The sequence below is a fragment of the Ralstonia edaphi genome (genome assembly GCF_958350185.1).
Lineage (GTDB): Bacteria > Pseudomonadota > Gammaproteobacteria > Burkholderiales > Burkholderiaceae > Ralstonia > Ralstonia edaphi.
Genome location: NZ_CATWHI010000003.1, coordinates 790,092 through 814,576, shown reverse-complemented (window position 1 = coordinate 814,576; position 24,485 = coordinate 790,092). Strand labels below are relative to the sequence as shown.

The following is a 24,485-nucleotide window of genomic DNA, read 5'->3' as shown; positions in this document are numbered from 1 at the left end:
TCCCCAAGTGGTTCCCGATATCGCAGGCTGATCGCCTTGCTGCAGCTCTATATTTCGAATATATTGGAAATATGGAAGAAACCGACGTTATCCGATCCCTCGCCGCGCTGGCCCACGGCCTGCGCCTCCAAGTGTTCCGCATGCTGGTGGTCGCAGGGCCTGCGGGCATGACGCCAGGCGCGATTGCCGAACAGCTCGACGTGCCGGGCGCCACGTTGTCGTTCCACCTCAAGGAACTGACCGCCGCGCGCCTTGTGACGCAAGAGCGTGACGGCCGCAACCTGATCTATCGCGCGGCATATGACCACATGAACGCCCTGCTGGGCTTCCTGACCGCCAACTGCTGTCAGGGCGAAGCCTGCCTGGAAGCGAACGCCACCGACTGCAAATGCTGAAGGAGCATCCCATGAAACGATTTCACGTCCATCTCCACGTTGACGACCTGAGCAAGAGCATCGCCTTCTACTCCAAGCTCTTTGCCGCCGAGCCGACGCGCGTGGAAACCGACTACGCCAAGTGGATGCTGGATGACCCGCGCATCAACTTCGCCATCTCCACACGTGGCAATGCCCCGGGCGTTGACCACCTTGGCTTCCAGGTGGATGACGCCGCCGAGCTGGCCGACCTGAAGGCCCGCGCCGAAGCCGCAGACATGGCACTGCTCGACGAAGGCGAAACCACCTGCTGCTATGCCCGCAGCGACAAGCACTGGATCACCGACCCGCAGGGCATCGCGTGGGAGCACTTCCATTCGCTCAGCAACATCCCCGTCTTCAGCGAAGACAAGAAGGAAGAAGCCGCCCCGGAGGCTTCTGCCTGCTGCGCACCGCGTGCTCCAAAGGGCAAGCCGATCGGCATTGCCGTGAAGTCCGGCTCCGGCTCATCCTGCTGCTAAGGGCGCACGCATGACCACCAACGTCCTGATCCTCTGCACCCACAACTCCGCACGCAGCGTGCTGAGTGAAGGGATGCTCAATCATTGGGCCAAGCAACTCGGCAAAGACGTGCGCGCCTACAGCGCCGGCAGCGCACCCAGTGGCCGCCTCAACCCGTTCGCACTGGAAGCCCTCACCAACGCAGGCATCGACACCACTGGCTACCGCAGCAAGAGCTGGGACGAGTTTGTTGCGGACGGCGCCCCGCAGATGCGCATCGTCATTACCGTATGCGACAGCGCTGCAGCCGAGACCTGCCCGTATTGGCCGAGCAGTCCCGTGAAAGTGCATTGGGGCTATGCCGACCCGTCAAACGCGACGGGCGGCGACGAAGGCAAGCGCCAGGCTTTCGAACTGACACGCCAGGCCATCGGCTATCGCATGTTGCAGTTGCTGGCACTGCCGCTGGGCAGCATGAGCAATGCCGAGCTGCAAACGGCGTTGGAACGCATTTCGCAAAACTGATCTGAAGCCCGCCCAATGACCGCATCCAACGTAGCGCCGCCGGCACAGGCTGTCGCCAAGCCTTCCATCAACTTCTTCGAGCGCTACCTGACCGTCTGGGTGGCCCTCTGCATCATTGCCGGCATCGTGCTCGGCCAGGTGCTGCCCGGCCTGTTCCAACAGATCGGTCGGATGGAATACGCACAGGTCAACCTCCCGGTCGGGCTGTTGATCTGGGTGATGATCATCCCGATGCTGGTCAAGGTGGACTTTGGCGCATTGCATGAGGTGCGCCAGCACGTCAAAGGCATCGGCGTCACGCTTGTCGTGAACTGGCTCGTCAAACCGTTTTCGATGGCGTTTCTCGGCTGGCTCTTCATCCGCCATCTGTTCGCGCCGATGCTGCCTGCGGACCAGCTCGACAGCTACATCGCAGGCCTGATCCTGCTGGCTGCGGCACCGTGCACCGCAATGGTGTTCGTCTGGAGCCGGCTCACGGGCGGCGATCCGCTCTTCACGCTGTCACAGGTGGCGTTGAACGACAGCATCATGGTCATTGCTTTCGCACCGCTGGTCGGTCTGCTCCTGGGCATGTCCGCCATCACGGTGCCCTGGGCGACGCTGCTGACTTCGGTCGTCCTCTACATCGTCATTCCGGTGATCCTCGCGCAGATCTGGCGCAAGGTGCTGCTCGCCAAAGGCCAATCAGCATTCGACGCGGCAATGGCGAAGATCGGCCCGTGGTCGATCGCGGCGCTGCTGGCAACGCTGGTGCTGTTGTTTGCTTTCCAGGGCGAAGCCATCCTGAAGCAGCCGCTCGTTATTGCACTGCTGGCGGTGCCGATCCTGATCCAGGTGTTTTTCAATTCAGCGCTGGCCTACTGGCTCAACCGCGCGGTGGGCGAAAAGCACAACATCGCCTGCCCGTCTGCGCTGATCGGCGCATCGAACTTCTTCGAGCTGGCCGTCGCGGCTGCGATCAGCCTGTTCGGTTTCCATTCCGGTGCAGCGCTGGCTACCGTCGTTGGTGTGCTGATCGAAGTGCCGGTCATGCTGCTTGTCGTGCGCATCGTCAACCAGACGCAGGGCTGGTACGAGTGCCGGACGTAGCAGTGCACGTTTCAATCCAGCAGTAAGCGCGCCTGAATCGTCGGGCGAGTACCCAAAGCAGCCGCAACGCCTGAGGCGCCCGCGCGCCTTACTCTCTCCTTCACGCTTGCGCCCCGCGTGGCGCGTACTACTCTTGACGAGGCCTTGCGTCGCGCGTTTCCGACGGTGTACGGCCCGATCTGCAGGCTGCTTCCCCCCAGGCCCGGCCAGCCCCCCCGCTCCCCCAAAGAGAACAGCCATGCGAAAACTGTTTGCAGCCGTCGCGCTCATGCTCGCCATGACGCCCCTTGTGCAGGCGCAGGTGAAGCCGTATCCGCCGGGCTTTCGGCACCAGAACATCCAGACCGACGGGGCGACGCTGTTTGTGCGCGTGGGCGGCAGCGGCCCGGCGGTGGTGTTGCTGCACGGCTTTGGCGATACGGGTGACATGTGGGCGCCGCTGGCCGCCGAGCTGGCCCGCACGCATACCGTGGTGGTGCCGGATCTGCGCGGCATGGGTTTGTCGTCGCACCCCGAAGGCGGCTACGACAAGCGCACGCAGGCCGGTGACATCCGCGCTGTGCTGACGAAGCTGAACATCGACCAGGCCGATGTGGTCGGCCACGACATCGGCACCATGGTCGCGTTTGCCTATGCAGCGCGCTATCCGGACAAGACCACGCGGCTGGTCGTGATGGACGCCCCCGTGCCGGGCGTGCCGCCGTGGGAGCAGATCGTCCGCTCGCCCAAGCTCTGGCACTTCTCGTTCGGCGGCCCCGATGCCGAGCGGCTCGTCAAAGGCCGCGAGCGCATCTACCTCGACCGCTTCTGGAATGAGTTTGCCGGCGACCCTTCCAAGATCGACGAAGCTACCCGCGCGCACTACGCCCGCCTCTACGCCAAGCCGGGCGCCATGCATTCAGCGTTTGCGCAGTTCCTGTCGATCCCGCAAGACGCGGAGGACAACCAGAAAGCCATCGCCACCAAGCTGCCCATGCCGGTGCTCGCCATTGGGGGCGCCAAGTCGTTTGGCGAAAACGAGGCCATCGTCATGCGCAACGCCGCCACCAACGTGCAGGAACTGGTGATTCCCGATGCGGGGCATTGGTTGATGGAGGAGCAGACGCAGGCTACGGTGGGTGCGGTGGTTCAGTTTTTGGCGCAGTAGCGGTGTACGCAAATGGACGTCGTTGAGTTAGCTCTCGATGTTTCGGTCGTCGCCCTCTCTGTAGGCGCGACGGCTGTCACATGCGTACCGCGGTTTGCTCGCGGCGTGCGGGTACTAGCAGGGACAGCGCTTTTCATGACGGTTTTCACCCCGGTCCTGGCCCCTGCAACCATCATGCTTGTTCCAGTTCCGTTCGGCATCGTCCTGGCGATTTCTCTCCTCAGCGGTTCAATGCAAGAGGTGCCTGGTCTGTTTGCACTGGCTCCCGGGTGGAATGCCGTTTCGGCAGCATGCACATTCGCAATCGCGGCGCCGGCGATGTGGTGGTTTCTGAGCAAGGCGCCCCATAACAAACATGAAGTGGATCTGTGAATGTCCTGGAGAGTAGAAACGCTCACCAAATTGCTCGATGAAGCGGCGGCGCTATTGCGCGCCTACGAACAGACGGGGTGGGCTGAGTGGCTGGCCAAGGACGCGATGCGTATTCGTTCCCATGATGGCTACGGTATCGAGCATCTGCTCTCGGCGTATGGCGGCATGGGCAGCCTGAACGATGTGGTTCTGCAGCGAAGTAACGGTGTTGAAGTAACGATGGACTTCAATGACAACGAGCGCTTTAGCAAGCTACGAAGCGAAATCTACGAATTGGCGATGACATGTAGACCAACGGATCGCTGAGAGTAGAGACGTCAATTGTTCAACGCATCTCAATGCGAGGAGTTCCCAATGCAACCAGTCGTCCGAGTCTCGATTCTTCGGTGTCCGCCAGACAAGTTCGCCGAGATGCGCCAGATGATGAACGACCTCGAAGCGGTGCTCCGGCCCGGTATCGAAGCCATGCGCGGTCTGGTCGCGTTTTATGTGGGCGAGGACGAGTCGACATCGTCGCTGTCGAACGTGAGCCTGTGGACTGATCTGGACGCGGCCAAGCAACTCGATACGTTCCGGCCGATGCTGGACTCGGGCAAGCCCTTTATCGACAAGGGCGGCACGTTTGAGCGGCCGATCATGAACTACCTGCCGATGTGGGAGTTGAAGCCGGTGGAGAAGGTTTGAGGTATATGAGCGCCACATTGAGGTTTGCTGGCTGCCTAGTCCTCCTGGCCGCGTGTTTGCACGCGAGCGCGCTTACGCCGCCGCGCCCGCCATCGGAAGTTACAACGTTCATTGAGGAACGGAAGACCTGCGACTACATCCGTCGGCAGGTGATTGAGGAAGACAGTCCGGAGCAGGTTGCGCGTCGAGAAAGGCTGCTCGACAGCTTCGACATCTACTGTGCTGGCACAGACAAGCGTCTTGCTGCGTTGAAGCGGCGGTACAAAGACAACCCCGCTGTCATGAGGCGGCTCAGTGAGTTTGAGGAGCGCGTTGAGTGATAGCGCGGGGCGGCTTCCCTACCGTCCGGAGACTGCGCCGCCTGTTCACCGCTAGACATAAGGCGCCTCAGAGCCGGTGAAAGGCCGGCTTTTGTCGCTAAGCGAGGGAGGCGGGGCCTGACGACAGGGGTAGCAGACCGGCCTCACAGGAAACCGGTAGACCCGAAGATCTCCCTGCCCGGCGCGCCGTAAAAGCAATAGGCGCGCACAAGCTCCGGACAAAAAAGCCGCGTGGCAGCGGCTATCCGTCCTATGAGAAAGAGACGGGCTGCTACACCCGGCTGCCATTGCTGCAGCAGCGGGCGAATTGTAGCGATGGGGGCCCGTTCCAACTTCCGATTCTGTGCGTTGACGTCAGGCCCATTCCAGGGCGCTAGCGCAACAAACGACCGCTCGCGCGCGCTCCACGCAGGCGTATGCAGTGACGGCTTGACATGCATCAATGGCGCATCGCACCCGTCTTCTACATTGGCAGTGATATCTGGAGCAAATGACACTCAAGGATGGTCATCATGGCAAACACTCGACGCACCCTTATCGCAACCGTCTCGACCACGCTCGTGTGCGTGTGGACTTCTCTGGCGCTCGCTGCGGGCCCTTCGAGCAGCGCCGAGCATGACCATACTCACGCAGAGAAGAAAGCCGCAGCACCGGCTGCAACGGCTGTGCAGCAAAGCAATGCCGACTTTGATGCCCAAATTGCTCATCTCCGTGCCATCAGGGAACGCTTGGCATCCGCCAAGACGCCTGAACAACGTCAAGCGTTGATGGACGAGCGCATGAAAGTGATGCAAGACATGATGGCTGGCATGCGGCAGACGGGCGACATGAAGCCAATGAAGGGAAAGAGTCAGGCCAGCCAGATGGCGATGTGTCAGGGGATGATGGAACGGCACACGGCCATGATGCAGGAAATGATGCAGATGATGATGGATGGCCAAGGCATGGGCATGGGTGGCGGAATGGGCGGCATGATGTCTAAGTAGGTGGATAGCCGAGTCGCGCAGTGCGGCGCTGGCGCAACGCTCACCGTTGACCCTCCCAAATGGGAGGGTTCATCGTTTCTTGAGCATGAGAAAACGCACGATGCTTGCCTAAGTGAGTGCGTCCGGCAGTAGGCGAACTGATAGGAGCCGATGTCCATGGAAGAGCACCGCCACATCCACGCAGCCGAGCACGATCGCACTCACTCGCATGATCCGCACGCCGGTCATCGCCTTGACGGACACGGTGCAGCGCACGAACACGGCTGGGCCGCAACAGCCCCCGCCGAATCCCAAGCAGGCACCGTCTACACGTGCCCGATGCATCCGGAAATCCGCCAGGACCGGCCAGGGAATTGCCCGATCTGTGGCATGACGCTGGAGCCCGTCATTCCGGAGTTGGACGAAGAAGAGAACCCGGAACTTATCGACTTCCAGCGCCGCTTTTGGTGGACGCTGCCGCTCACCGTTGCAGCGTTCATCCTCGCGATGTTCGGGCACCGATACGGCTGGATGGATGCTTCGCAACAAAGCTGGGTCGAGCTGGTCCTGTCGACCCCCGTGGTGCTGTGGGCGGGTTATCCCTTCTTCCGGCGGTGCGCACAGTCGTTCGTGCACCGTAGCCCGAACATGTGGACGCTGATCGGCCTCGGCACGGGCGCCGCGTATCTGTACAGCGTGATCGCCACCGTCGCGCCAGGACTGTTTCCCCAGACGTTCACCGAGCACGGCCGGATCGGCGTCTACTTCGAGGCGGCGGCGGTCATCATCTCTCTCACGCTGGTGGGCCAACTGTTGGAGCTGAAGGCGCGATCGCAAACTTCTGCCGCCATCAAATCACTGCTGGGTCTGGCCCCCAAGACGGCCCGGCGCGTCAACGCGGACGGCACCGAAGCCGATATACCGCTGACCCATGTACACGTTGGTGACCGGCTGCGCGTGCGGCCGGGCGAGAAGGTGCCCACCGACGGTATCGTGGTCGAAGGCACCAGCTCGCTTGACGAATCCATGATTACCGGTGAGCCGATCCCCGTGACCAAGCGGGTGGGTGACCACGTGATTGGCGCGACGATGAACACAGCAGGCAGCCTGATCATCGAATCTGAGAAAGTCGGTTCTCAAACCGTCCTCTCGCAGATCGTCCAGATGGTTGCCCAGGCTCAGCGCTCCAAGGCGCCCATGCAGCGCATGGCGGACAAGGTCGCGGGCGGTTTCGTTGTCGCTGTGGTGGCCGTTGCCGTGCTGACTTTCTTCGCCTGGGGCTTCTTTGGGCCGCAGCCAAGCTGGGTGTACGGGCTGATCAACGCGGTCGCCGTGCTGATCATCGCCTGTCCATGTGCGCTGGGGCTTGCCACACCAATGTCGATCATGGTGGCGAGCGGCAAGGGCGCATCGAACGGCATCTTGTTTCGCGATGCCGCCGCCATCGAGAACCTGCGCAAGGTTGACACCCTCGTGGTGGACAAGACCGGAACGCTCACCGAAGGCAAGCCTGCTTTTGAACGCAGCGTGGGGGCCAACGGTTTTGATGACGTGGAAGTGCTGCGCTTGGCGGCCAGCCTGGATCAAGGCAGCGAACACCCATTGGCTGCGGCCATTGTGGAGGCCGCCAGAGCGCGCGGGCTGTCTTTGTACAAGGCGGATAACTTCGAATCCAGCAGCGGCATCGGCGTACGCGGCGCTGTCGCGGGCAAGAAGCTGGCGCTGGGTAATACGGTGTTGATGGAACAAGAACGCGTCGATGCAGCTCCGCTGGCCCACGCCGCAGACGCGCTACGCGCCCAAGGCGCGAGCGTGATGTACCTGGCCGCAGATGGCAGGCTTGCTGGTCTGCTTGCCGTGTCAGATCCCGTTAAATCGACAACGGCGGAAGCGTTGGCGCAGTTGAAGGACGCAGGCATTCGTGTGGTGATGGCCACCGGCGATGGCACGGTCACGGCAAGAGCGGTCGCTGAGTCGCTGGGCATCGCCGAGTTTCATGGAGAAGTCAGGCCCGCGGATAAATTGGCGCTTGTGACGAAGCTGCAAAGCGAAGGTCGGACAGTCGCCATGGCAGGTGACGGGATCAACGATGCGCCCGCGTTGGCAAAGGCCGATGTCGGTGTTGCCATGGGCACAGGCACGGATGTCGCCATGAACAGTGCGCAGGTCACGCTCGTGAAAGGGGACCTGCGCGGCATCGCACGCGCACGGAACCTGTCCGAGGCAACCATCGCCAACATGAAGCAAAACCTGGGCTTCGCGTTCGTCTATAACGCCCTTGGCGTGCCGCTCGCCGCCGGGGTGCTCTACAGCACAACCGGTTTGCTGCTGTCCCCCATGATTGCAGCGCTCGCGATGAGCCTGAGTTCGGTGTCGGTGGTATCCAACGCGCTTCGTCTGCGCCGGCTAAGTATCTAGCCACTGGGGCGGTTTCCACACTGCCCCGGCGAGCCCAGCCACTCAATGTGCCGAGGGAAGCTTTGCACTCAGCCAGGCAAAGAACGTCGCCGCAAAAAAGGCCCAGAGACCAAGGACGACATCTGCATAGACCGTGCCCCCAAGCGTTGCCTTCCCGCTCTGCAGCGGGTGGAAATCGATGCCATGGAATAGCGCCGTCATGAACTGCATGAACGGCTCTGGAAACGCATACCAGACCACCGCGCACAAAGCGTAGAACAGCATGACCGTCACGCCAAACGTGGCACCTGTTTTGAGCGGCTTCATCGCTGCCTCCTGATTCAATATCCGGACGTCAGAGCTTCCTATGCACCTTGTCGTTGTGGGCACCAGCGCCAAGGCGGGGAAAAAATGCGGGTGTCTGATCCCGATAGGCTTCATATTCGGGCCCGAACTCGGCCAGTGCCTCGGCTTCCTCAGCCTTCGCCAGGCGCACATACATCCACACGAGAATCGGGAACATGGCGACTGTCAGCAGGGTCGGCCACTGGAAGAGAAAACCGGCCATGATGAGAATGAACGCCACGTACTGCGGATGTCGCAAGCGCGCGTAGATTCCCGTGGTTGCAAGTCGGTGAGCGCTTTGCGCGACGTAGAGCACGCGCCATGCCGTGGCGAGCAGGATGAAGCCACCAAAGATGAGGACGTTGCTCACGATGTGGAACAAGCCAAAATGCGGATTGGCCCGCCAGCCAAACATGACTTCCAGCAGATGCCCCGAGTCATGCGAAAGAAAGTCGACGCCAGGAAACTTTGCTGTGAGCCATGGATACAGCAGATAAATCGTCAGCGGTATCCCATACATCTCGGTGAACAGCGCAACGATGAACGCCGAGAACGCGCCGAACGAACGCCAGTCCCGCGAGGTTTGAGGCTTCGTAAAGCTGAAGGCAAAGATGATGAAGACGGCGGAGTTGATGAACACCAAGGACCAGAGGCCGTACCCAAATGTGCTGTCGTGTTGCATCACTGTTCTCCCTGGGCGTCGGCGCGGTCAGCCTTGGCCGACGGGTGCCCGTGATGTCGATGGCTGTGACCGCCGTGCATGAATACATGCATCAGCGGACATGCCGCGAGCAGCAGAAACGGCAGGAACTGGATAACGTGCGCCTGATGTTCGGTCCACAGGAAGTACGCAACCACCAATAGAAAACCGACCAGTACAAGCTTCGAACGCGTGATGGCTGGCGCAGCGTCGTCACGTTGTTGCCCATGTTCATGGTTCTCCATATCCGCCTCCGGCCAGAGCAATGGGCTCACCAAGCTACGTTTTCAGTATTGGCGCGATACAGAAAGAGGAGTTGACCCGGATCAACACGATCCAATGACTTGCCCTTGTGCGATACGACAATCAACGGCGCTCTTCTTGCTCGGGCCATAACTGCCGTATTCGATTCAGCCGCCTCGGAGTTGCCATAGCGTCGTTGTCTTGAATTAACGCTTGAATTAACGCTTGAATTAAGGCTCGCAGGGTGGACGGCCCGGCTCTGTCCTTTGAAGACAGCCGCCTCACTACGCCCCGCCTGCATCGGCATTCCCGCCCGTCACGGGAATGCGTCAATCAGTTGTTATTGGCTGTAGCCACGCCGCTCTATGGCGGCTAGCACATCCCACGTTTGCGGATCGACATCGCGGCCCCCAAGCGACATCGAAACGTAGGCGTCAATTGCATCGACAAAGCCCTTCACGAACGGCGGCGGGAACGACTGCGCGGAGAACAGTTGCAGCTGTTCGAGCAGCATGCCCGGCCGGCATTGGCCGTGGGTGCACATGGCAGTGCGGATGCGCTTGAGGTACGCCCGCGCCTCGAGTGCGCCGTTCAGGTAGACGCGGTTTTTGGTGAGTCCGCCTGCGTTGGATGCGGTTAGGGGTGGCGATGTTGGCGGGGAGGGATACGACGCGATTCTCCGCGCCGTCTGTTCACTGCTAGACATAAGGACCTCTCGGAGATGGTGAAAGGCCTGACTTTCGTCGCTAAACGAGGGAGGCGGGCCCGACGATGGGGTTAGCGATCCGGCTCTCCGAGAAAACCGGTAGACCCGAAGGTCTCCCCACCCGGCCCGCCATAGAAAGCGCGCGAGTGTGCTGAGGCCTGCCGCGTGTGACGGCGGCCTCTTCGGAGAGTTACGGATCGCTAAACCCGTGCTGCCGTTGGTGCGGCAGCGGGGGAATTATAGCGATGGGGTACGCACCGGATTCTGATTTTCGTACGTCGAGCTTCAAGCTCGGGCGGTCGAGCAAAAAGCCTCACACGCCGACTCCGAGCTCGGTCAGCCGAGCAAAAAGCCTCACACGCCGACTCCGAGCTCGGTCAGCCGAGCAAAAAGCCTCACATGCCGAGTTCCGAGCTCGGACGGCCGAGCAAAAAGCTTCACACGCCGAGCTCCGAGCTCGGACGGCCGAGCAAAAAGCCTCACACGCCGAGCTCCGAGCTCGAGCCGCCGAGCAAAAAGCCTCAAGCGCCGAGCTCCGAGCTCGAGCCGCCGAGCAAAAAGCCTCACACGCCGAGCTCAGAGCTCGGACAGTCGAGCACAAAGCCTCGCACGCCGAGCTCCGAGCTCGGACCGTCGAGAACGCCGCTCGATGTGTCGAGTTGTGAAGGCCGCATCAGATCATTCTGATTCTTCGCCCGAAACTGCCTTCTGGCATTGCGGAGCCGCGCCGCAGCGGCCAATCTCCCGCCCTTGTGCCCTAGATGGCACGGCACTGACAATTGACTTGCGAGGAGTGAAATGCCGCAGAACTTGATTTCGTATCAGCTCACTTCAGCTGACTTGGCCGCCGTGGACGGCGCCCTGAAGACGCTGGAAGACCGGCTCGCCAGCCTGATCGACCTCACCCCGGTGCAGCGCCGAACGCTGGTGAAGATGGGCGACAAGTCCGAAGCCTTCGCGCGCAAGGCCGTGGAGGTGCTGAACACCAATCCCAACCTGCTACCTGGCAATTTCGACCTTGCCGAACTGCGCCGCGATCTGGCGGGCTTCGATCAGCTACGCAGCCGCCTCATGCGCGTGGCGCGCATTCACGAACGCATGGCGGATTCGCAGTTGGCGCTGGGCAGCGATGTGATGAGCGCCACGTTGGAGGGGTATGCGTTCCTCAAGGTGGCGGGTCAGGGAGAAGGGTTGGACGCGGCGCGCAAGGCGCTGGCGGTGCGGTTTAGTCGGGGAGCAAAGCGAAAGGACGACGAAGCTGGCAGAGCTGATGAAAGATCGTCGGATGAGGAGCAGCAGGCGGAATTATCGTAGACGTGCTTGGATGATGCGGAGGGGCTTGGTACGAGTCCGATGTGAAGAAAGTCCGCTGAATTGGAATAACACATCTTCCAATAAATAAGAAACAAATCTCAATCATTAAACTACGCTTTAAGACCTAGCATTCTCGGATATATCTTGGGAAAGATATTTCCAATCAACTGAATGCGAGGAAACTATGTGGGACAGTAATGCAGCGGCCAATCACGTTCGACAGCATGCACAAAGCCAAAGCACTGGGAACTGTGCAAAGTATGTTCGAAAGGCGATTGAAGCAGGAGGAGTCAGTGTGACGCCAACACGTTCGGCAAAGGACTATGGGTTTCCCTTGCGTCAGGCCGGGTTCATCGAACTGGACGACGCTTCGTCGCCTCGTCGAGGAGATGTGATCGTGATCCAACCCATCCCCGGGCACCCCCACGGCCATATGGCCATGTTTGACGGATCAAGCTGGGTATCAGACTTTGTCCAGAACAATGGGTTTTATCCCGGCCAAGCGTATCGAACGCAAAAGCCGCCGTACAAACTGTATCGACGTCATTGAGGCAAGGATGAAAAAAACACTGTCATTTTGGCTTGCCGGTTTTCTAATGGCATTCTCGTGCGCGTCCTATGCTGACGCGCTGACTTCTCTTGGTCTGCAAGCGAAACAGTTCTATGTCTGGTACATCAACAAGCAGGTGAACCAGGTGTTCCCGCTTCTAGATCGCGAGATTGGTCGCTACGTTGACGCGTCTACGGTTGAGAGCCTGCGCAGAGACTACAGGCGAGACCAACTTCCTGGCGGTGCGGACTACTTTCTGAAGGCGCAGGACTACGACGAACGTGATTGGCTCGCTCATATCAAGCCAGGCCGGCCGCTCACGTTCAGCGAGGCTGTTGTCGTGCCTGTGAGTTTTGGCTCGCGTAGCGAGGTCACCGTTCTCGTGTTTTTCACCAAACGACATGATGGGTGGAAGATCATCAAAGTCGATGACATGCTGCCCTATTCATCACCGGGTAACTGACAAAGGGAGCCGCCTCGTGCGGCTCTTTTGATTCAGGAGCGAAGTCATGACGCAAGACCAGTTCACTTACCGGGTGACGTGGTACCCCGAAGATGGGGAACACGTTGGCCTCTGCGCAGAATTTCCGTCGCTATCGTGGCTCGCTGCCACGCCGGAGGGTGCACTCGCCGGTATCCGGAGGATTGTTGCAGAAGCGGTGGGCGACATGGAGGCGAATGGCGAGAAAGTCCTCCCAGCCAACTTAGATTGGCTAACTTGAGCGGATAGTCGTTTGGAAAGACTGTCGCCCGGCCCTATCATCTGGTGTCCATTCTCAAGATTACGTTGGTGTCATGAGCAAATTGCTATGCACGTGTGGCAACACCATTCGGGATAACACGTCGTCTCTACCGTACAAGGCCGCTTTCCTAAAGGACGTAGATTGCGAGCCGTTCTCCGACTGGTTCGTCGGCGAAATTCAGAGCTATGTGACGGCAGTCGAACAAGGGGAGGTGCACCGCTGGCTGCTCGATCGGGGCTACTCCGAGGAGTACATAGCTCTCGGACTGGACCATGGCAATCTGCTCCATGACCACATCCATGGACAGTTCATAGCGTTGAGACGGACGGCGTATGAATGCACTGCTTGCGGGCGGCTGCATATGGAAACGGCAAAAGACAACTCGTTCGTCACATATACGCCGGGCTCGGCGGGCAAAAAAGGCGTGTTCGCTACAAAGTCAGAAGAGTGAACATTCAGAGCAAAAGCCCAGTCACTTTTAGGGCGTCTGTTTTAGCAGCGCGCTTGTCGTTGTGTTGTTGATTAGTGCGAGCGCGCGAGTGGAACCGGGCAACGTCACAACACGGCACTTCTTCCATTCTCCCAACATCTGACACAGGCGCGGGGTTGGACCTACAACACCTCGCTGCCCCGTCAAGCGCCTCGCATGTAGCAAGCCGGTTTTTATACGGCGTTTACACCCCTCCCCCCAACCTTTACCCCGTTTTTACCCCCCTTTCCCTACTGTTGCACTGCACGCAGGCCCTGTGACGGGAGCCTGCTTGCACGCCGCATCCGGCCCCGTTGACGCGCACCTGCGCCGGGCCGGGCGGCACCTAAAACAACAAGGGAAAGGTCCATGCAAGCCAAGGTTTCTTTGCACGCCACCGTCATGGGTGGCGTTGTCTTCTGTGCCGTAGCACTGTCGAGCGCGGCCGCTTTTGCGCAGTCCACTGACGCTGCGCCGGCCCCGGCCGCAGCACCCGCCAGTCCGTTGACGGCCAATGTCACGCTGGCCAGCCAATACCGCTATCGCGGTCTCATGCAGACCAACAACAAGCCCGCCATCCAGGGCGGTGTGGATTACGCGCTGCCCAACGGCTTCTACGTGGGCAACTGGAACTCGTCGATCAGTTGGCTGGGGGATTCCAACCCCAACGTCTCCGCCCCCATCGAGATGGATTTCTACGGCGGCTACAAGACCGAGCTGATGAAGGACGTGCCCATTGATGTGGGCGTGCTGCAGTACTACTACCCGGGCAGCTACCCCGACGGCTACACCCGTCCGCACACCACCGAAGGTTATGCACAGATCGGCTACGGGCCGGTCTCGTTCAAGTACTCGCATGCGTTCTCCAACCTGTTCGGTTTTGCAGATAGCCACCACAGCCAGTACTTCGATCTGTCGGGCAACTTCGACACCGGTTTCTGGGGCCTCACGCTGAACCTGCACGTGGGCTACCAGCAGGTGCCGCATCAGGCGGTGCGCACCTCGTATGCCGACTGGAAGGTGGGCGTGACGAAAGACTTCGGCAGCGGTTGGACGGCATCGCTTGCGTACATCGACACCAACGCTGCGCGCGCCGCGTACACCAACACGCGCGGCAACTACATGGGCAAGGCCACCGCGCTGCTGGCGGTGACCAAGACGTTCTGACCAACACGACCTGAAGGAAAGGGGAGCGCATATGGACCTCGTTTATCTCGCCGGCCTTGCGGTGCTGGCCCTGGCAGTGGGCGGCTTGCTCGCCCTCTCCGGCCGGCTTGCCACCAAAGACCAACCGACCACGCACGCGATGGAGAAACAGCAATGACCTGGCTCTATGTGCTGTCCGGGGCCATCACGGTGGTTCTGCTCGTCTACTTGTTTGTGGCCCTGCTGTGGCCCGAACGCTTCTAACAACACTGCGAGGCACACCATGAATGCGTTCCTCCTCCAGCTGGCGATCTATCTGGTCGTGCTGCTGGTTCTGGCCAAACCGCTGGGCGCGTATATGACCGGCGTGTTTGGCGACAAACCGTCGCGCGCGCACTGGCTCGGCCCCATCGAGCGATTGTTCTACCGCGTGGCCGGCGTCAACCCGCAGGCCGAGATGGGCTGGAAGCGCTATGCGCTGGCCGTCATCGTCGTCAACGTGCTGGGCGCGCTGGCGGTGTATGCGTTGCAACGCGCGCAGCAGTGGCTGCCGCTCAACCCGCAGGGCTTTGGTGCCATTACGCCGGATTCGTCCTTCAACACGGCCATCAGCTTTGTGAGCAACACCAACTGGCAAGGCTATTCGGGCGAAAGCACGATGAGCTATCTCACGCAGATGCTGGGCCTGGCGGTGCAGAACTTCCTGTCTGCGGCCACCGGCATTGCGGTGGTGATTGCGCTCATCCGCGGCTTTGCACGCCACTCGGCCAACACCATCGGCAACTTCTGGGTCGACTTCACGCGCGCGACGGTCTACGTGCTGCTGCCGCTGTCGATTCTGGTCTCGGTGTTCTTCGTGAGCCAGGGCGTGATCCAGAACTTCGATGGCTACAAGGAGGTGACCACCGTCACCGCCACCACGTACGACAACCCGAAGATGGACGCGCAGGGCAACCCGCTCAAGGATGCCCAAGGCAACCCCGTTACCGAGAAAGCCACCACGCAAACGCAGACCCTGCCGATGGGCCCGGTCGCGTCGCAGGAGGCGATCAAGATGCTCGGCACGAACGGTGGCGGCTTCTTCAACGCCAACTCCGCACACCCGTACGAGAACCCCAACGCGCTGACGAACTTCGTGCAGATGCTGGCGATCTTCATCATCCCGGCGGCGCTGTGCTTTACGTTTGGCGGCATGGTGGGTGATGGCCGGCAAGGCTGGGCCGTGCTGGCGGCGATGACGGTGCTGTTTGCCGTGCTGGCCGTCTTCCTGGCATGGGCGGAGCTGCACGCCAACCCGATGCTTTCCAACCTTGGCATCGACCAGGCCGTGGGCAACATGGAAGGCAAGGAAACGCGCTTCGGCATCGTGGCCTCGTCGCTGTTTGCCACCATCACCACGGCAGCGTCGTGCGGGGCGGTGAATGCCATGCATGACTCGCTGACCGCGCTGGGCGGCTTCGTGCCGATGTTCCTGATGCAGCTGGGCGAAGTGGTGTTTGGCGGTGTCGGCTCGGGCCTGTACGGCATGCTGGTGTACGCCATCCTGGCCGTGTTCATTGCGGGCCTGATGATCGGCCGCACGCCGGAATACCTCGGCAAGAAGATCGAGGTGTTCGAGATGAAGATGACGTCGATCGCCATCCTCGTCACGCCGCTGCTGGTGCTGGTGGGCACGGCCATCGCCGTGGTGGTCACGCAGGGCAAGGCGGGCATCTTCAACCCCGGCACGCACGGCTTCTCTGAAGTGCTGTACGCCTTCTCGTCCGCCGCCAACAACAACGGCAGCGCGTTTGCGGGCCTGTCTGCCAACACGCCGTTCTACAACGTGGCCCTAGGCATTGCGATGTGGCTGGGCCGCTTCTGGATCATCGTGCCGGTGCTGGCGATGGCAGGCACGTTTGCCGCCAAGAAGCGCCTGCCCGTGACCGCCGGCACGCTGCCCACCCATGGGCCGCTGTTTGTGGTGCTGCTGATCGGCTCGGTGTTGCTGGTGGGCGCGCTCACGTACATCCCAGCGTTGGCCCTCGGCCCCATTGCAGAACACCTCGCACGCTAAGCGCACGGCGAGTCGTCTACCCCATATCAACAGGTGCCTTATGGCTATCCGTTATCCCGAATCCGAACCGGCTGTGCGTACGGTCAAGCACAAGCTTGAGCCGAGCGCCGGTACTGGTACTGCTGCAGCCGCCGAGCCGCAGGCACGCAGCACGCATACGACGCATACCACGCTGTCCGCCAAGGATGTGCGCAAGCTGTCGATGTTCTCGTCGGCGCTGGTCAAGCCCGCCATTGTCGACAGCTTCCGCAAGCTGTCGCCGCGCGCGCAGGCCAAGAACCCGGTGATGTTTGTCGTCTACGTCGGCAGCATCCTCACCACGATCCTGTGGGTGATGGCGCTGCGCGGCCAGGCCGAAGCGCCGGCGGGCTTCATCCTCGCCGTGTCGGTGTGGCTGTGGTTCACGGTGTTGTTCGCCAACTTTGCCGAAGCGCTGGCCGAAGGCCGCAGCAAGCAGCAGGCCGCATCGCTGCGCGGCATCAAGACCACGGTGCAGGCCAAGGTGTTGGCAGACCCGCACCGCAGAGATCGCGTGGAAGCGCGCGCCGCCACCGCGCTGCGCCGTGGCGACATCGTGCTCATCGAAGCCGGCGACATGGTGCCCGGCGACGGTGAAGTCATCGAAGGCGTGGCCTCGGTGGACGAAAGTGCCATCACCGGCGAATCGGCGCCGGTCATCCGCGAATCGGGCGGGGATTTCTCGTCCGTGACCGGCGGCACGCGCGTGCTGTCGGACTGGATCATCGTGCGCATCACCGCCAACCCCGGCGAGAGCTTCCTTGATCGGATGATCTCGATGGTGGAAGGCGCCAAGCGCCAGAAGACGCCCAATGAGCTGGCGCTGACGATCCTGCTGGTGAGCCTGACCATCATCCTGATGCTGGCGACCGTCACGCTGCTGCCGTACTCGATCTTCTCGGTGGAGGCGATGAAGGCGGGCTCGCCGATCACGATCACCGTGCTCGTCGCGCTGCTGGTGTGTCTGATTCCGACCACCATCGGCGGTCTGCTCTCCGCCATTGGCGTGGCGGGCATGAGCCGCATGATGCAGGCCAACGTGATCGCCACCTCGGGCCGCGCCGTAGAGGCGGCCGGTGACGTGGATGTGCTGCTGCTCGACAAGACCGGCACGATCACGCACGGCAACCGCCAGGCTTCGCGCTTCATTCCCGCGCCGGGCGTGACGGCCAAGCAGTTGGCCGAGGCCGCATGGCTGTCGTCGCTGGCCGATGAAACGCCGGAAGGCCGCAGCATCGTCACGCTCGCGCGCAATCTGGGCGAGGCATCCATCGATGAAGCGGCGCTGGCGAAGACGCAACCGGTGTACGTCGCCTTCTCTGCGCAAACGCGCATGAGCGGTATCAACGTCTCGCATGCCGGTGACGCCCGCCAGATCCGCAAGGGCGCGGCCGATGCGATCCGCACGCATGTGACGCTGCTGGCCGGCAAGTTTCCCGATGCGGTGTCGACGGCTGTGGATGACGTGGCACGCGCGGGCGGTACGCCGCTGGTGGTGTCCGACAACGACCGCGTGCTCGGCGTGGTGGAACTGAAGGACATCGTGAAAGCCGGCATTCGCGAGCGCTTTGCCGAGCTGCGCCAGATGGGCATCAAGACGGTGATGATCACCGGCGACAACCGCCTGACCGCCGCGTCCATCGCAGCCGAAGCCGGCGTCGACGACTTCATTGCCGAAGCCACGCCCGAGACCAAGCTCGCGCTCATCCGCGAGCAGCAGGCACAAGGCCGCCTCGTTGCCATGACCGGTGACGGCACCAACGATGCCCCCGCGCTGGCACAGGCCGACGTGGCTGTCGCCATGAACAGCGGCACGCAGGCCGCCAAGGAGGCCGGCAACATGGTCGACCTGGATTCCAGCCCGACCAAGCTGATCCAGATTGTCGAGATCGGCAAGCAGATGCTGATGACGCGCGGCTCGCTCACCACGTTCTCGATCGCCAACGATGTGGCGAAGTATTTCGCCATCATCCCGGCCGCGTTTGCGACGACGTATCCGCAGCTCGCCGCACTGAACGTGATGCACCTGGCAACGCCGGCATCCGCCGTGATGAGCGCCGTGATCTTCAACGCGCTGATCATCGTGTTCCTGATTCCGCTGGCATTGAAAGGCGTGAAGTACCGCGCGCTGGGAGCCGCCGCGCTGCTGCGCCGCAATCTCTTGATCTACGGCCTGGGGGGCCTGCTTCTGCCCTTCCCGGGCATCAAGATCATCGACATGTTCCTGGCCGCAATGGGCTGGGTTTAAGGAAGGAGTGCATTCATGGCAACCACAACTCAAACGCGTCAACCTGTTCAGGCCGATGTGCCGCAACAAGGTGGGCTGGTGCGTGCGGCGCTGGTGGTGTTCGTCGGGCTGTCGCTCATTACGGGGGGGCTGTATCCGGTGGTGGTGACGGGCGTGGGCAAGGCGCTGTTTCCGGCGCAGGCCGGGGGCTCGATCATCGAGCGTGGCGGCAAGGCGGTCGGGTCTTCGTTGATCGGGCAGAACTTTGAGTCGCCGGAGTATTTCTGGGGGCGGATCTCGGCGACTGCGCCGAATCCGTATAACGCGCAGGCTTCTGGTGGCTCCAACCTTGGGCCGAGCAACCCGGCGTTGACGGAGGCGGCGAAGGCGCGCATTGCGGCGCTCAAGGAAGCGGACCCTGGGAATGCCGCGCCGATTCCTGCTGATCTTGTGACGGCTTCTGCGAGTGGGCTGGACCCGGAGATCAGTCCGGCTGCTGCGGCGTATCAGGTGGAGCGTGTTGCGCGGGCGCGGCATCTCTCCGCTGACCTGGTGAAGAAGGCTGTGGCTGAGAACACCAAGGGGCCGGTGCTTGGGGTGTTTGGGGAGGCTAGGGTGAATGTGTTGGAACTGAATTTGGCGTTGGATGGTTTGAGGTGAGGTTTGTGGACCACTGGGTTATGTGTTGGTGGTCCACCTCCCTTTCGTTCCCTGCCGGGACCGACTCACTTTTCTTTGTCTTGCCAAAGAAAAGTAAGCAAAAGAAAGGCGCGCCCGAGATGGCGACTTCCCCTTGGATTTATGTCGCGGGGAGGGAGGGGAGGCAAACTCGCTGCGCTCAGACAGGCCTCCCCTCTTTATCCTCCCCGCAACAAAAATCCAAGGCGCCATCTAGGGCAGGAACGTCCACGGCCAAAACGGTGGTATGCGTGCCTTGTCGGAGTTCCGTTTGTTGCGGGGTGCTGCTTCGCTTCGCTCGCACTCCACTGGTTCGCTCGCTTTGCTTCGCGTCTTGTCGCTTACGCCCTACTGCGGTGGTGCTTCGATGGTGTGGCCGTACCCTGCCCTAGATGGCGCCTTGAATTTTCGTAAGCGGGCGGAAAAAAGACGGGAAACTGTCTGAGCGCAGCGAGTTTTTCCCGTCTCCGCCCGGTTACGGAAATTCAAGGAATCTTTCGCCATCTCGGGCGCGCCTTTCTTTGCTTACTTTCTTTGGCAAGACAAAGAAAGTGAGTCAGCCCCGGCAGGGGATGAAACAAGGGATGCACCACAAAACAAAAAGCACCCAAAATACACAACATGCCAGAAGCCGCGCGCCCCAACCCCGACCAACTCTTAGCCGAACTCCAATCCGGCCAAGAACAGTCCGCCCGCGGCAAACTCCGCATTTATTTCGGCGCCTCGGCCGGTGTAGGCAAAACCTACGCGATGCTGGCCGCAGCAAAGGCCGCCCGCGCCGCCGGCATCGACGCCATCATCGGCCTGGTCGAAACCCACGGCCGCGCCGAAACCGCCGCGCTGGTCGCAGACCTTGAGCACCTCCCCACCCGCCAAGTCGAATACAAAGGCCGCACGTTGCCCGAGTTCGATCTGGATGCCGCACTGGCGCGCCGGCCCGCGCTGATCCTCGTCGACGAGCTTGCCCACTCCAACGTGGCAGGCTCGCGCCACCCCAAGCGCTGGCAGGACATTGAAGACCTGCTCGCCGCCGGCATCGACGTCTGGACCACCGTCAACGTCCAGCATCTCGACAGCCTGAACGAGGCCGTCGGCAGCATCACCGGCATCCGCGTGTGGGAAACCGTGCCGGATGCGGTGTTCGATGCGGCCAACGAAGTCATCCTCGTCGACCTGCCCGCCGATGAACTGCTGCGCCGCCTGGCCGAGGGCAAGGTCTACATGCCCGAGCAGGCGCAGCACGCCGCGCGCAATTTCTTCCGCAAGGGCAACCTCATTGCGCTGCGCGAACTCGCCCTGCGCCGCACCGCCGATCGCGTCGACGACGACGTGCAGGCCTATCGCCGCGCGCGTCGCATTGAAAACGTCTGGCGCACGCGCGAAACCGTCGTCGCGTGCCTGGACCCGCAGGGCGATAGCGAACAGGTGATCCGCAGCGCTGCACGCCTGGCCGCGCAGCTGGAGTGCGACTGGCATGCCGTGGCCGTGGTGATGCCGCATCTGCGCGCCGCCGATGCGCGCACCGAGCGTTTGCATGCCCTGCTCAAGCTGGCTGAAGACGCCGGTGCCAAGGTGGAGACGCTGGCCGGCACCAACGCCGTCGAGGCGATCACCGGTTATATCCGCCGCCACAACATCACCAAGGCGGTGATCGGGCGGCCCCCGGAGAAGCGCTGGCGATCGGCGCGGGCCATTGTCGTGGCCCTGCGATTGGCGATCGGGCTGGAGCGCCGGCTGCCGAGCGGTGACTTTGCCGAAGCGCTGGCGCGGCATTGCCCCGAGGTCGACGTGATCCGCACGGCGGCGGACCCGGCGCATATCCAACTCCCGCCGCGTGCTGCAGATATCGGCCGTGCTGACGTGCGCAGCGAGGCGCAGCGTGCTGCCGATGCGCAGGCCGGCTGGCTCAAGCCGGCGTACGTGGCCGCGTGCGTGTATGTGGGCGTGGCGGCGGCGCTGTCCAGCCTCGTGCGGCCGGTGTTCGATCTGGCCAACATCGTCATGGTCTTCCTGGCGGCCGTGGTGGCGGTGGCGATGCGCCATGGGCGCGGGCCGGCGGCGCTGGCGTCGGTGCTGTCGGTGGCGCTGTTCGATTTCTTTTTCGTGCCGCCACGTTTTTCCTTTGCCGTGAGCGACGTGCAGTACCTGCTGACCTTTGCGGTGATGCTGGCCGTGGGCATGCTGGTGGGCCAGTTGACGGCGGGCCTGCGTGAACAAGCCGAGGTGGCGGTGCAGCGCGAGGCGTCGGCACATGCGCTGTATGAGGCCGCGCGGGAGTTGTCCGCCGCGCTCACGCTGGACCAGATCGTCAGCATCGGCGGGCGCTTCGTCAACGCAACGTTTGGCGGGCGCTGTGCGTTCTTCTTCGTCGGGCTCGATGGGCGGCTGGGCGCACCGCAGATTGCCAAGCCGGAAGGCAGCACCGATGCGCCGTCCGGCATGCCGAACCTCGACCGCGTGCTGGCCGATTGGACGTATCAGCATGGCCAGCCTGCCGGTACGGGCACGCATACGCTGCCGTCGGGCTCGGTGCTGTATCTGCCCCTGAAGGCGCCGATGGCGATTCGCGGTGTGCTCGCCGTGGAGCCCGAAACCTTCCAGGTGCTCGCCCAGCCCGACAACCGCCGCCAGATCGACGCCTGCGCCACGCTCATCGCCATCGCCATCGAGCGTGTGCATTACGTGGAAGTGGCCCGCGATGCGCTGGTGCGGATTGAATCGGAGCGGCTGCGCAATTCGCTGCTGGCCGCCGTGTCGCACGACTTGCGCACGCCGCTCACGGGCCTGGTGGGGATGGCCGAGACGCTGCTGCGCGCGCAGCCGCCCTTGCCCCCGCTGCAGGCCGAAGCTGCAGCCGCCATCGGCCAGCAGGCGCAGCGCATGCGCACGATGGTCACCAACCTGCTCGACATGGCGCGCCTGCAGAACCAGGACGTCAAGCTGCGGCTCGAGTGGCAATCGATCGAGGAGCTTGTCGGCGCGGCACTGCAGACGATTCCGTTGCCCGATCATCGCGTCGTTGTGGATAACCTTGCGGCGCTGCCGCTCATTCGCTGCGATGGGCCGTTGATGGAGCGCGTGCTGTCGAACCTGCTGGAGAACGCGGGCAAGTTTGCGCCGGCCGGTACCGAGGTCCGCGTCTCGGGCGAACTCGTCCATGACGTAGCACGCGGCGACGAACTGCGCCTGCGTGTGCGCGACCACGGGCCGGGTGTGCCCGCCGGATCGGTGCGCACCATCTTCGAGAAATTCACCCGCGGCGAAAAGGAATCGGCCACCACCGGCGTCGGCCTGGGCCTGGCGGTGTGCGAGGCGATCGTCAGCGCGCATCACGGCCGCATCTGGGTGGAGGCGCCGGCCGATGGCGGCGCGTGCTTCGTCGTCGCCCTGTCCGCCGCCGAGCCGCCGCCTGTGGAGGACGCCGAGCCCATCGCCTAGCCTGATTGCACCGTTGCAGGGCATATGGACATGCCGAAAAAGTCGTTCGGTTACGGTCGCCGCTATGACAGGATCACGTCACACGCCCGCTACCCGCGGGCGATTTCATTCACGACAAGATCCACGAGGTTTCTCCATGTCTCTGTTCTCCCGCCTTGCGCGCGTGGCCGTACCGGCCATCGCCTTTGCCGTTGCCACTGCCGCCAACGCCGACACCAAGCAGATCAAGCTCGGCACCATGAGCGGCCCCGATGCGCAAATCTGGGAAGTCGTTCAGAAGGTCGCCAAGAAGGACGGCCTGGACGTCAAGATCATCGAGTTCAACGACTACGCCCAGCCCAACCCCGCGCTCGATTCGGGTGACCTGGACGCCAACGGTTTCCAGCATCAGCCCTTCCTCGACAGCCAGATCAAGGCGCGCGGCTACAAGATCGTCAACGTGGGTCTGACCTACGTGGCGCCGATGGGCTTTTACTCGAAGAAGATCAAGTCGCTCGCGCAGCTCAAGGAGGGCGCCAAGGTTGGCATCCAGAACGATCCGTCCAACGGCAACCGTGCGCTGCTTCTGCTGCAGAAGGCGGGCGTGATCAAGCTCAAGGCGGGCGCCGGCACGAACGGCAACAATGCGACACCGCGTGACGTGGTGGAGAACCCGAAGAAGATCAAGCTGATCGAGCTGGATTCGGCGCAACTGCCGCGCTCGCTGGATGATTTGGACGCCGCGTCGATCAACACCGACTACGCGGTCAAGAACGGCCTGACGCCGGCCAAGGACGCCATCGCACTGGAAGATCGCCAGGGTCCGTACGCCAACCTGATCGCCGTGCGTGAAAAAGACAAGAACCAGCCGTGGGTGAAGACGCTGGTGCACGCCTATCAATCGGAAGACGTGCGCAAGTTCATCGACACGCAGTTCAAGGGCGCCATCCTGCCGGCGTTTTAAGCAGCGGACGCTAAGTCAGCGGTTACTTTCGCGGATGCGGCGATGTTGAGATGTGGCCTCTCGGAAGCCGGAGCGGGTTTCCGCTGTGCCACAGCGTTTTGTTGCGATGCGTCATCGTGTGACAGATGCAATCGTTTTCGTCACACGTGGCGCCGCGGCAACGCTTGTAGCCTCTCGTTACATTAAGTAGTTCTACGTTATTGCAACGCAACAAACGATTCGCTATAGTAGGAACTGTCTCCTCCACCCTCCTTGGTGGATTGTGGCCCGAGCACCTGGTGCTCGGGCTTTTTTCTTTGGCGCGCGGCTTTTTCTGTTCTTCTGGTCGCCTTGCATCTCAGCCGGTTCCGGCTACCCTGAATTCTCAATTTTTCTGCGCGTTTTGCTCGGCGGCGTTGCCCGCTAGCAACGAGCGAGGAATTTTCAATCGTGCGCTTCGAGTCTCACTTCAACGACTGACGCGCATGTCGGCGGAAAAGAGCCGAAGCGCTGTTTGAATCACGCCGCCGCCGCGAATGTGCGCGCAACCGCCTGC

General features: G+C 62.0%; 25 protein-coding genes and 1 pseudogene. 22 read left to right on the top strand and 4 right to left on the bottom strand.

Annotated features, from left to right (window positions below; genetic code table 11):
* Positions 1-71 precede the first annotated feature (71 nt).
* The 10 genes from R2669_RS14270 (at position 72) to R2669_RS14225 (ending at position 8,395) form a co-directional block, all read left to right on the top strand.
* Entirely contained in the window at positions 72-395 is a 324-nt protein-coding gene (locus R2669_RS14270) for an ArsR/SmtB family transcription factor (RefSeq protein ID WP_316900738.1), read from the top strand.
* A gap of 11 nt (positions 396-406) precedes the next feature.
* Complete coding sequence (locus R2669_RS14265; protein WP_147215602.1) at positions 407-895, top strand: ArsI/CadI family heavy metal resistance metalloenzyme; 489 nt, start codon at positions 407-409, stop codon at positions 893-895.
* 10 nt (positions 896-905) lie between these two features.
* Positions 906-1,400, top strand: coding sequence for an arsenate reductase ArsC (locus R2669_RS14260; protein ID WP_147215600.1), 495 nt, complete (start codon positions 906-908; stop codon positions 1,398-1,400).
* Positions 1,401-1,415: 15 nt separating this feature from the next.
* A complete protein-coding gene (gene arsB, locus R2669_RS14255; protein ID WP_147215598.1) occupies positions 1,416-2,489 on the top strand; it encodes an ACR3 family arsenite efflux transporter in 1,074 nt (357 codons plus the stop codon).
* Between the two features lie 238 nt (positions 2,490-2,727).
* On the top strand, positions 2,728-3,636 hold the full coding sequence (locus tag R2669_RS14250) for an alpha/beta fold hydrolase (protein ID WP_316900737.1): 909 nt from the start codon (positions 2,728-2,730) through the stop codon (positions 3,634-3,636).
* A gap of 135 nt (positions 3,637-3,771) precedes the next feature.
* On the top strand, positions 3,772-4,008 hold the full coding sequence (locus tag R2669_RS14245) for a hypothetical protein (RefSeq protein WP_316900735.1): 237 nt from the start codon (positions 3,772-3,774) through the stop codon (positions 4,006-4,008).
* Entirely contained in the window at positions 4,009-4,314 is a 306-nt protein-coding gene (locus R2669_RS14240; protein WP_316900733.1) for a DUF6966 domain-containing protein, read from the top strand.
* A gap of 48 nt (positions 4,315-4,362) precedes the next feature.
* Complete coding sequence (locus tag R2669_RS14235; protein WP_045205246.1) at positions 4,363-4,692, top strand: hypothetical protein; 330 nt, start codon at positions 4,363-4,365, stop codon at positions 4,690-4,692.
* 832 nt (positions 4,693-5,524) lie between these two features.
* Entirely contained in the window at positions 5,525-5,998 is a 474-nt protein-coding gene (locus tag R2669_RS14230; protein WP_316889084.1) for a hypothetical protein, read from the top strand.
* A 156-nt stretch (positions 5,999-6,154) separates the two neighbouring features.
* Entirely contained in the window at positions 6,155-8,395 is a 2,241-nt protein-coding gene (locus R2669_RS14225) for a copper-transporting P-type ATPase (protein WP_316900732.1), read from the top strand.
* Between the two features lie 42 nt (positions 8,396-8,437).
* On the opposite strand, the gene R2669_RS14220 is transcribed toward R2669_RS14225, so the two are convergent.
* The 4 genes from R2669_RS14220 to R2669_RS14205 form a co-directional block, all read right to left on the bottom strand.
* A complete protein-coding gene (locus R2669_RS14220) occupies positions 8,438-8,701 on the bottom strand; it encodes a DUF5676 family membrane protein (protein WP_104564768.1) in 264 nt (87 codons plus the stop codon).
* Positions 8,702-8,729: 28 nt separating this feature from the next.
* Entirely contained in the window at positions 8,730-9,401 is a 672-nt protein-coding gene (locus R2669_RS14215) for a methyltransferase family protein (protein ID WP_316900731.1), read from the bottom strand.
* The gene (locus tag R2669_RS14210; protein ID WP_147215665.1) at positions 9,401-9,664 is read right to left on the bottom strand and encodes a DUF2933 domain-containing protein; all 264 of its coding nucleotides are present in this window, start codon (positions 9,662-9,664) and stop codon (positions 9,401-9,403) included. The genes R2669_RS14215 and R2669_RS14210 overlap by 1 nt, the downstream gene beginning before the upstream one ends.
* Before the next feature lie 338 nt (positions 9,665-10,002).
* Positions 10,003-10,368 (bottom strand): hypothetical protein, encoded by a 366-nt coding sequence (locus R2669_RS14205; protein ID WP_316900730.1) that lies wholly within the window; start codon positions 10,366-10,368, stop codon positions 10,003-10,005.
* 798 nt (positions 10,369-11,166) lie between these two features.
* On the opposite strand from R2669_RS14205, the gene R2669_RS14200 reads away from it, so the two are divergent.
* The 12 genes and pseudogenes from R2669_RS14200 to R2669_RS14145 all read left to right on the top strand — a co-directional run bounded on the left by R2669_RS14200 (position 11,167) and on the right by R2669_RS14145 (position 23,950).
* Positions 11,167-11,682 (top strand): hypothetical protein, encoded by a 516-nt coding sequence (locus R2669_RS14200; protein ID WP_147216769.1) that lies wholly within the window; start codon positions 11,167-11,169, stop codon positions 11,680-11,682.
* Positions 11,683-12,164: 482 nt separating this feature from the next.
* Entirely contained in the window at positions 12,165-12,695 is a 531-nt protein-coding gene (locus R2669_RS14195; protein ID WP_147216767.1) for a YqhG/Tai3 family protein, read from the top strand.
* A 46-nt stretch (positions 12,696-12,741) separates the two neighbouring features.
* Positions 12,742-12,924: pseudogene (locus R2669_RS14190) on the top strand (toxin-antitoxin system HicB family antitoxin); the annotation flags it as partial.
* Between the two features lie 103 nt (positions 12,925-13,027).
* Positions 13,028-13,426 (top strand): hypothetical protein, encoded by a 399-nt coding sequence (locus R2669_RS14185; RefSeq protein WP_147216765.1) that lies wholly within the window; start codon positions 13,028-13,030, stop codon positions 13,424-13,426.
* A gap of 387 nt (positions 13,427-13,813) precedes the next feature.
* Positions 13,814-14,611, top strand: a complete 798-nt coding sequence (locus R2669_RS14180) for a TorF family putative porin (protein WP_316900726.1) — start codon at positions 13,814-13,816, stop codon at positions 14,609-14,611.
* A gap of 31 nt (positions 14,612-14,642) precedes the next feature.
* On the top strand, positions 14,643-14,768 hold the full coding sequence (locus tag R2669_RS14175; RefSeq protein WP_004628489.1) for a hypothetical protein: 126 nt from the start codon (positions 14,643-14,645) through the stop codon (positions 14,766-14,768).
* Positions 14,765-14,854, top strand: a complete 90-nt coding sequence (kdpF, locus tag R2669_RS14170) for a K(+)-transporting ATPase subunit F (RefSeq protein WP_004628487.1) — start codon at positions 14,765-14,767, stop codon at positions 14,852-14,854. The genes R2669_RS14175 and kdpF overlap by 4 nt, the downstream gene beginning before the upstream one ends.
* 19 nt (positions 14,855-14,873) lie before the next feature.
* On the top strand, positions 14,874-16,646 hold the full coding sequence (kdpA, locus tag R2669_RS14165) for a potassium-transporting ATPase subunit KdpA (RefSeq protein ID WP_316900724.1): 1,773 nt from the start codon (positions 14,874-14,876) through the stop codon (positions 16,644-16,646).
* Between the two features lie 40 nt (positions 16,647-16,686).
* Positions 16,687-18,912 carry a potassium-transporting ATPase subunit KdpB gene (gene kdpB / locus R2669_RS14160; protein ID WP_316900723.1) on the top strand — a complete coding sequence of 742 codons (2,226 nt, stop codon included), beginning with the start codon at positions 16,687-16,689 and terminating at the stop codon, positions 18,910-18,912.
* A 15-nt stretch (positions 18,913-18,927) separates the two neighbouring features.
* The gene (kdpC, locus tag R2669_RS14155) at positions 18,928-19,551 is read left to right on the top strand and encodes a potassium-transporting ATPase subunit KdpC (protein ID WP_316900720.1); all 624 of its coding nucleotides are present in this window, start codon (positions 18,928-18,930) and stop codon (positions 19,549-19,551) included.
* A gap of 639 nt (positions 19,552-20,190) precedes the next feature.
* The gene (locus tag R2669_RS14150; RefSeq protein WP_316900718.1) at positions 20,191-23,007 is read left to right on the top strand and encodes a sensor histidine kinase KdpD; all 2,817 of its coding nucleotides are present in this window, start codon (positions 20,191-20,193) and stop codon (positions 23,005-23,007) included.
* Between the two features lie 136 nt (positions 23,008-23,143).
* Positions 23,144-23,950 carry a MetQ/NlpA family ABC transporter substrate-binding protein gene (locus R2669_RS14145; RefSeq protein ID WP_316889058.1) on the top strand — a complete coding sequence of 269 codons (807 nt, stop codon included), beginning with the start codon at positions 23,144-23,146 and terminating at the stop codon, positions 23,948-23,950.
* Positions 23,951-24,485: the final 535 nt, after the last annotated feature.

Excerpts from the sequence above, each read along its gene's own strand:
- R2669_RS14270 (WP_316900738.1), top strand. The coding sequence starts at position 72 with ATGGAAGAAACCGACGTTATCCGATCCCTCGCCGCGCTGGCCCACGGC.
- R2669_RS14265 (WP_147215602.1), top strand. The coding sequence starts at position 407 with ATGAAACGATTTCACGTCCATCTCCACGTTGACGACCTGAGCAAGAGC.
- R2669_RS14260 (WP_147215600.1), top strand. The coding sequence starts at position 906 with ATGACCACCAACGTCCTGATCCTCTGCACCCACAACTCCGCACGCAGC.
- arsB (WP_147215598.1), top strand. The coding sequence starts at position 1,416 with ATGACCGCATCCAACGTAGCGCCGCCGGCACAGGCTGTCGCCAAGCCT.
- R2669_RS14250 (WP_316900737.1), top strand. The coding sequence starts at position 2,728 with ATGCGAAAACTGTTTGCAGCCGTCGCGCTCATGCTCGCCATGACGCCC.
- R2669_RS14245 (WP_316900735.1), top strand. The coding sequence starts at position 3,772 with ATGACGGTTTTCACCCCGGTCCTGGCCCCTGCAACCATCATGCTTGTT.
- R2669_RS14240 (WP_316900733.1), top strand. The coding sequence starts at position 4,009 with ATGTCCTGGAGAGTAGAAACGCTCACCAAATTGCTCGATGAAGCGGCG.
- R2669_RS14235 (WP_045205246.1), top strand. The coding sequence starts at position 4,363 with ATGCAACCAGTCGTCCGAGTCTCGATTCTTCGGTGTCCGCCAGACAAG.
- R2669_RS14230 (WP_316889084.1), top strand. The coding sequence starts at position 5,525 with ATGGCAAACACTCGACGCACCCTTATCGCAACCGTCTCGACCACGCTC.
- R2669_RS14225 (WP_316900732.1), top strand. The coding sequence starts at position 6,155 with ATGGAAGAGCACCGCCACATCCACGCAGCCGAGCACGATCGCACTCAC.
- R2669_RS14220 (WP_104564768.1), bottom strand. The coding sequence starts at position 8,701 with ATGAAGCCGCTCAAAACAGGTGCCACGTTTGGCGTGACGGTCATGCTG.
- R2669_RS14215 (WP_316900731.1), bottom strand. The coding sequence starts at position 9,401 with ATGCAACACGACAGCACATTTGGGTACGGCCTCTGGTCCTTGGTGTTC.
- R2669_RS14210 (WP_147215665.1), bottom strand. The coding sequence starts at position 9,664 with ATGGAGAACCATGAACATGGGCAACAACGTGACGACGCTGCGCCAGCC.
- R2669_RS14205 (WP_316900730.1), bottom strand. The coding sequence starts at position 10,368 with ATGTCTAGCAGTGAACAGACGGCGCGGAGAATCGCGTCGTATCCCTCC.
- R2669_RS14200 (WP_147216769.1), top strand. The coding sequence starts at position 11,167 with ATGCCGCAGAACTTGATTTCGTATCAGCTCACTTCAGCTGACTTGGCC.
- R2669_RS14195 (WP_147216767.1), top strand. The coding sequence starts at position 12,165 with ATGGGTTTTATCCCGGCCAAGCGTATCGAACGCAAAAGCCGCCGTACA.
- R2669_RS14185 (WP_147216765.1), top strand. The coding sequence starts at position 13,028 with ATGAGCAAATTGCTATGCACGTGTGGCAACACCATTCGGGATAACACG.
- R2669_RS14180 (WP_316900726.1), top strand. The coding sequence starts at position 13,814 with ATGCAAGCCAAGGTTTCTTTGCACGCCACCGTCATGGGTGGCGTTGTC.
- R2669_RS14175 (WP_004628489.1), top strand. The coding sequence starts at position 14,643 with ATGGACCTCGTTTATCTCGCCGGCCTTGCGGTGCTGGCCCTGGCAGTG.
- kdpF (WP_004628487.1), top strand. The coding sequence starts at position 14,765 with ATGACCTGGCTCTATGTGCTGTCCGGGGCCATCACGGTGGTTCTGCTC.
- kdpA (WP_316900724.1), top strand. The coding sequence starts at position 14,874 with ATGAATGCGTTCCTCCTCCAGCTGGCGATCTATCTGGTCGTGCTGCTG.
- kdpB (WP_316900723.1), top strand. The coding sequence starts at position 16,687 with ATGGCTATCCGTTATCCCGAATCCGAACCGGCTGTGCGTACGGTCAAG.
- kdpC (WP_316900720.1), top strand. The coding sequence starts at position 18,928 with ATGGCAACCACAACTCAAACGCGTCAACCTGTTCAGGCCGATGTGCCG.
- R2669_RS14150 (WP_316900718.1), top strand. The coding sequence starts at position 20,191 with ATGCCAGAAGCCGCGCGCCCCAACCCCGACCAACTCTTAGCCGAACTC.
- R2669_RS14145 (WP_316889058.1), top strand. The coding sequence starts at position 23,144 with ATGTCTCTGTTCTCCCGCCTTGCGCGCGTGGCCGTACCGGCCATCGCC.